At 43.0% G+C, this 2749-nt stretch carries 3 protein-coding genes; 1 reads left to right on the plus strand and 2 read right to left on the minus strand.

Features of this window, described 5'->3' with window-relative positions; all coding sequences use genetic code 11:
* Positions 1-920: PKD domain-containing protein (locus tag WBA23_RS11400; RefSeq protein ID WP_424582406.1), on the plus strand; the 920-nt coding region annotated here is incomplete at its 5' end.
* 162 nt (positions 921-1082) lie between these two features.
* On the opposite strand, the gene ppk2 (WBA23_RS11405) is transcribed toward WBA23_RS11400, so the two are convergent.
* Both ppk2 (WBA23_RS11405) and ppk2 (WBA23_RS11410) read right to left on the minus strand, forming a co-directional pair.
* Entirely contained in the window at positions 1083-1871 is a 789-nt protein-coding gene (gene ppk2 / locus WBA23_RS11405; RefSeq protein ID WP_424582407.1) for a polyphosphate kinase 2, read from the minus strand.
* A 14-nt stretch (positions 1872-1885) separates the two neighbouring features.
* On the minus strand, positions 1886-2734 hold the full coding sequence (ppk2, locus tag WBA23_RS11410) for a polyphosphate kinase 2 (protein WP_424582408.1): 849 nt from the start codon (positions 2732-2734) through the stop codon (positions 1886-1888).
* Positions 2735-2749 lie beyond the last annotated feature (15 nt).

Genomic DNA, 2749 nt, shown 5'->3' on the forward strand with positions numbered 1-2749 from the left:
CGTATACCTCCCTCGGTCAGTTCAACATCACGCTCACTGTATCTAATGAAGAATGCGAGCAGCAGCACGAAGAGCTCGTGGTAGTTGATATTGATTCTAATTTACCGTTTATTGATTTTAGTGCTGAAAATAACATTGGGTGTGGTCCGCTGGAAGTTACTTTCAATAACCTATCTAACTTCGTAGATCCGGCTACCTATCAGTGGAATTTTGGCGACGGAACCTCAGCGATGGGTGTAGAGCATCCAGTTCACCTGTATGATAAGGCTGGAAAGTATTCAGTAAAACTTGAAGCTACCTCCATTTATGGCGAGCAGCAGTCGCTATTAAAAGAGTTTTTTGTTGAAGTGTACGCTCAACCACGAGCGAGTTTCACAGCAGGTCCGCCAGTAGTATATCTACCCGAGAGGCCAATTGGAACTATAAATCAGAGTATTGGAGCTACCGTGTATGAATGGCACTTCGGCGATGGTTCTGTCTCTAACGAATTTGAGCCGACTCACACGTATACCGAAGAAGGGGTCTATGACATAATGTTAATTGCTTCTAACGAGCAGGGTTGTTCGGATACGCTCTTGATAGAAAGAATGGTAAGCGCAAAGCAAGCAGAAGCCACTAAGCCTAGAGTTCCTAACTCCTTTACTCCTAATCCTCTTGCTCCTAATGGTGGACACTACCAGTACGGAGACGTGAGTAATGACATATTTATTCCTGTCATCGAAGGGGTAACCGAAATGTCTATGACGATTTACAATCGCTGGGGTAACGTTATGTTTACAAGTCAAAATAAGAACGTAGGTTGGGACGGTTACTATCAAGGTAAACTTTGCCCAGCCGATGTGTACTACTATAAAATAGAAATGAAATTCTCCAATGGCGAAAGAAGAACAGAACACGGCGATGTTACGCTAATCCGGTAGCTGTTGCAAATGCATAATTGTAAGTAGTATAAACGATAGATCAGCGTAGTAACTTGGTCACATTATAAGTGCTTGATGTTTAGCGCCTTGCCCTTTGGTTGGGTGGGCTCTTACACTTATTTATAAACAAGTGCTGAGATATTGGCAGGCGAAGCAGAAAATTCAATTGGTACCAGCTGAATCATACGGTATCTTTTCTAGTACGTGGGTGACGGCATTTAAGCGGGCTTGAGCCTTCTGGTTAGCATCGACAATTATCCAGGGAGCGTGATCGGTATTGGTTATCTCAAACATGCGCTCCTTGTACTTGCTGTACTCGTCCCACAACTCCTGAGCTTTTCTATCTACCGCGGTCATTTTCCACCGCTTCATTGGACTGTTCCGTATGTCCTTAAACCGTCTGGCTTGTTCGGCTTTGGTGATGGAAAAATAAAATTTGATAAGGTGCGTATCTGACTGGATCAGCATTTTTTCAAAGTCATTCACCTGCGACATGAAAATTTGGTATTCCTGATCGGTGCAAAAACCATTTACAGGTTCTACAATGGCTCGGTTATACCAACTCCGATCAAAAAAGACAATCTCGCCGGGCTTGGGCAACTGGATAATATAACGCTGAAAAAACCACTGTTTCCGCTCGTCGTCGGTAGGAATATTTAGCGCTACTATTCTAAAGTGCCGAGGATTGATGTATTCGGTAATTCTCCGGATTGCCCCGCCCTTTCCGGCCGCATCTCTTCCTTCAAAGATGATTACTACCTTTTTGTCGTTTTCTATCACCCAGTTTTGCAGCTTAATTAGTTCTTCTTGTTTCTTTTTAAGCTCCACCCGGTAGGCAGCTTCCTCCAGCGATTTATTTAGGTCAATTTTTTTACTTCGGAATAGCGAATACAATCCCTCTTTAGAGTTTAAGAGAGCTAATTCTTCTTCATTCAATATTAGTTTGCTCATGCGTTTATAGTTGCTTATATATCAATTTGAAAGGCACTGCGATGGTACCGCATAATAACATTGGGATCGGGAAATAGGGGAATCTTTGAATCTCCTTTTCCTTTATAATCAAACTGGGATAGCAAGTAGCGCATGCTTTCCAACCGGGCTCTTTTTTTACTGTTGGTCTTCACAATAATCCACGGGCTATAAGTGGTATGGGTTTTACTAAACATCTGTTCTTTATAGTGGGTGTAATCGTCCCACAGTTCCTGCCCCTTTATATCCACCGGACTAAATTTCCAGCGCTTCAAGGGGTTACTCATACGGTCATCAAACCGTTTCTTTTGTTCATCTTTGGTGATAGAGAACCAGAATTTGATAATTTTCAGATTGTCTTCGTAGAGTAGGTGTTCAAATTCTGGCACCTGTTCCATAAATTTACTGTACTGTTCTTTATTACAGAAGCCCATCACCGGCTCTACTACCGCCCGATTGTACCAACTTCGGTCAAAAAAGACAATCTCGCCCGCATTAGGTAGCACTTTGATGTATCGTCGAAAGTACCACTGACCGGCTTCCACCTCGGTAGGTTTAGTTAGAGCCACTACCCGGGAGGTACGAGGATTGAGGTGCTCCTTGAACCGTTTAATAGAGCCCCCCTTACCGGCCGCATCTCTTCCTTCAAAAATAACTGCTACCCGCATTTTTTGCTGGGCAATCCACTTTTGAAGGTCCACAATTTCGGCTTGCAGTTTCGCCAATTCGGCTTCGTAGCGTAATTTTTTTAAAGTTTTATTGACCGGAATACCTTCCTTTTTGGCAATAGTAATAAGGTCGTCTCGAGTTTTGGTCTCTAATAAGTGCTCAGCTTTAAATTTCATAGGTTCGTTTTACGG

This window comes from Tunicatimonas sp. (assembly GCF_049647865.1).
Lineage (GTDB): Bacteria > Bacteroidota > Bacteroidia > Cytophagales > Cyclobacteriaceae > Tunicatimonas.